2 protein-coding genes and 1 pseudogene are annotated in these 3619 nt (G+C 57.3%); 2 read left to right on the forward strand and 1 reads right to left on the reverse strand.

Annotated elements, in window-relative coordinates:
• Positions 1-838: 838 nt before the first annotated feature.
• Both nifA and EOA27_RS27465 read left to right on the forward strand, forming a co-directional pair.
• A pseudogene (nifA, locus tag EOA27_RS27460) lies at positions 839-1882 on the forward strand (nif-specific transcriptional activator NifA); the annotation flags it as partial.
• Between the two features lie 582 nt (positions 1883-2464).
• Positions 2465-3031, forward strand: a complete 567-nt coding sequence (locus tag EOA27_RS27465) for a sugar O-acetyltransferase (RefSeq protein ID WP_024505228.1) — start codon at positions 2465-2467, stop codon at positions 3029-3031.
• 307 nt (positions 3032-3338) lie between these two features.
• On the opposite strand, the gene EOA27_RS27470 is transcribed toward EOA27_RS27465, so the two are convergent.
• Positions 3339-3619: SIR2 family protein (locus EOA27_RS27470; RefSeq protein ID WP_189562128.1), on the reverse strand; the 281-nt coding region annotated here is incomplete at its 5' end.

Below are 3619 nucleotides of genomic sequence, written 5' to 3' on the forward strand. Positions count from 1 at the left end.
CAAGGTGCGCGTCGCCATGAGCAACGCCTTCGCCATGGGCGGTACGAACGCAGTTCTGGCATTCAGGCAGGTGTAGAAGCCATGCAAGACGCCTCATTTGAGGTCACCTGTCGTATCTAGCTGCTTGAGGGGCGGGGCATTGTGATACAGGGAGAGCTGTGGGGTCCCTCCTTCTCGGCCTCGACGATGTGGAAGGAGCCTGTGCGGCGAAACGGGCTAGACGCCCCCAGGCCCAGAACTTGGGCGAAACCAACTCCCACCAAAGGACAGCCGGTTTAGTAGCCGAACAATGAAACCTCGCTCGACGAGCCGCCGTCTCTACTGTCTCCGGCCTCACGCGGTTGAAGCGAACAGCGCAGCAGCTACTGTTCCGCACAACTCGGATGGCAATTGGGACAAGTCCGCACATGTCGTCACGTACGCTGAACGCCGCAGGTACAGCCAAACTGGGGCGGGGCGTTTCTGCCGTTTTGATAGAATTCTATCAAACTGACAATTTTCCTTGCATAAATGCAAGGAGAGCTCGGTTGACTCCCCTCCTTTCTTGTCAAGGATGAGTTTGCAGGCTGCGGTGCGGCAGAAGCCGGACAGAACAGCGACCGGTCGAGTAAAGGCCTGCGCAAACCGCATATTGCGAGCGCCCGCGCGGAGGAAGACGCTCGTCCTGGTGAAAGGCAACGATGCTCAGGCGCCATTGCCATTTGCCGAGGGCGTCCGCGCGCCGAAAATTTCGAAGCAACAAAGGTGAGATCGAGAATGATGATGACGAAATACAACACAGCTCACCGTCCAGTGCAGTTCTACCGGCGGGTGGCGGAGTGGGATGGGCTGCCAAATGGAACGTAAAAAGATCAGCAAGGAGATGCTTGGCGATAGTCAGGCGCTGCGCAAGCTGCGTGAGCACCTTGTCAAGGTGGCCAAGGCGAAGACTACGGTCCTGTTGCGAGGTGAATCCGGAACCGGTAAGGAGCTGGTTGCCAAAGCCATTCACGAGCTCTCGCCTCGCGCCAAGCAGCCCTTCATCAAGGTCAATTGCGCGGCGCTCACCGAGACGCTTCTGGAATCTGACTTGTTCGGTCATGAGAAGGGTGCCTTCACCGACGCGAGCAGTTTGCGCAAGGGGCGCTTTGAGGCTGCCGACAAAGGCACATTGTTTCTGGACGAGATTGGCGAAATATCAGGTTCGTTCCAGGCTAAGCTGCTGCGTGTCCTGCAGGAGCAGGAGTTTGAGCGCGTCGGCAGCAACCACACCATTAAAGTTGATGTTCGCGTGATTGCCGCAACGAACAGGGACTTGGAAACGGCAGTTCAACGCAAGGAGTTCCGGCAAGACCTCTATTATCGCATCAACGTCGTCACTTTACGCGTGCCGGCATTGCGCGAAAGGCGAGGTGATATTCCGCTCTTGGCCGCTCAGTTTCTCAAGAATTTCAATACTGAGAATGATCACACGCTGACCTTCGCTCCCGAAGCGATTGAGGTGCTAATGAACTGCGAATTTCCAGGCAACATCCGAGAGCTCGAAAACTGCGTTCAACGGACGGCAGTTCTGGCGACGGGTCCATCAATCCTCAGAACTGACTTTGCCTGTTACGCGGATCAGTGCTTGGCCGCGGCGCTGTGGAAGAACGGACCGCCGACGTCAGAGAAGTCGACTACGATCCAGCCTTCCGCCGCCTGTGCCGCCCCGCCCGTCGGCGACGGGCAAGCGCCGATAGGCCCTGCCACGAGTCGTGGTAGGGTGCCCGATGCCGATACGGTCATTGCTGCCATGGAAAAGTGTGGCTGGGTGCAGGCAAAGGCGGCGCGCCTGCTCGGTTTGACCCCGCGCCAGATCGGCTACGTGCTGAGAAAACGCGGTATCGAGATCAAGCGTCTCTGAAACAACCCGCCGAGCAAGAGCTGGAGCAGGTCAAGCATTGGTGCTCTGGCGAGCCCATCGGCCAGGCTTACGAAGTGGGTGTGAACAGCGCTGCCAAGATTCCGGCCGTGTGCTTTCTACCACGTAGTCATACTGGGGCTCTGCGACTGACAAACTAAAAAGGAGTAATCCTATGGCTAGTAACTTCGCTCTACACCGCAAGGCAAATCAATTCGACGTGCCTGGATCCAGAAATAATCGATGTATTATTGGTGACACGCCAGCATGCGTAGAGGCGACGCGCAGATCTCCGCTGGCGGGACCTGGTCGATACATTAGCTGATGGCTTACCGCTCGATATCACGCAATCTGAGATGGGCATGAAAGTGAGTTCGACCGCTGGACAGTTGCCGACCTCGTCAGGTATTGGCCCCTGCGACCGGTTGATCTGCGATATCCAAATTCGCGGAAGTTGGTCGAGACGAAACTGTCGCCCCGGCTCGTGACCGACCGCGCGCCCGGCAAGACCGAGTTACAAAGTTGCCGAGGCAGTTTGATGTGCGTTCCTGCATCACTGTACGGGACACGACCTGACGGGAGACTATGATGCGTAGCCAAAAAGAAAAGATGCTCGCAGGCGAGTTTTACAATGCGGCGGATCCGGAGATCCAAGCTGACCTGTTGGCCACCGGGGCTTGGCTCAAGCGGTACAATGATACGCTGGGGCAGACCACGGGGCATTGGCATGAGCTTTTGTCCGAGCGGCTGGGAGAGGTTGGGCGCGGAACGGTCATCCGTCCGCCCTTTTTTTGCGACTACGGATTCAATATCCGCATTGGAGCCAATGCCTACATCAACTTCAACTGCGTTATTCTTGACGTGGTAGAGGTCAAAATCGGGCAAGGAACGGCAATTGGGCCTGCTGTGCAGATTTATACCGCCGATCATCCACATGATGCCGAGCAGCGGCAGGCCGGCCTGCAGGTCGGGCGTCCTGTTCACATTGGCAGCCGTGTCTGGATCGGCGGTGGAGCAATCATTCTGCCTGGCGTCACGATTGGTGATAATGCAGTGGTAGGCGCTGGCTGCGTGGTCACACGAGATGTTCCCGCCGGGGCAAAGGTAGTGGGAATTCCTGCTCGCGTGGCCGACCCACATAAACAGGCATAATCAACCTCGTTGACCCTGGAGGTGCATGCGAACTGTCGAAACTGTGCCGAATTTTTGTCGAAGCCATTGAGCGCTGCATATGTTGTCGCGACTCGGGCGCTTCAGTTCTTTTGCCACGGGGGTCACAAGATCATGTGCGTAATGCCGCCGCAACGTGCTCACGTCCCGCAGCAGCGGACCCTTTCACATCGCCCAACGAATTCAGAGCCTACGTTGTGCTGCCACTAGCATTACTACTCACGAATGTATTCCCAACTGAGTTTTCGCCCTTGGAGGCAAGCAGCGACTCACCAGCAATCGCCGGCCATTAATCCTGGCTAGCATCGACCCCGACGAGGCGAGCCGCGGCGTTGCGGATCGGCATGTCGATGACCGTGATTGCGCCTTCGGCAAGGAAACGACGTTCGTTTCTGGTCAGCGTAGCCGAATCGATCACCGCAAAATGTGGGCCAGTGGAGCGCTTCATCAGCTGTCTGGCATATGTGCGCAGCATCTGATCGTTGAAGCGGCAGCCCACGAAGAAAAAACCCCGGTTGACGCGCCGTTGCTTCACCGCGTCCGGGATCGGCGTCTGGATATCAATTTCGG

Origin of the sequence: Mesorhizobium sp. M2A.F.Ca.ET.037.01.1.1 (assembly GCF_003998075.1) — a bacterium.
In the GTDB taxonomy this organism is placed as follows: Bacteria; Pseudomonadota; Alphaproteobacteria; order Rhizobiales; family Rhizobiaceae; genus Mesorhizobium.

Coding starts and splice junctions, on each gene's coding strand:
- EOA27_RS27465 (WP_024505228.1), top strand. CDS start 2,465: ATGATGCGTAGCCAAAAAGAAAAGATGCTCGCAGGCGAGTTTTACAAT.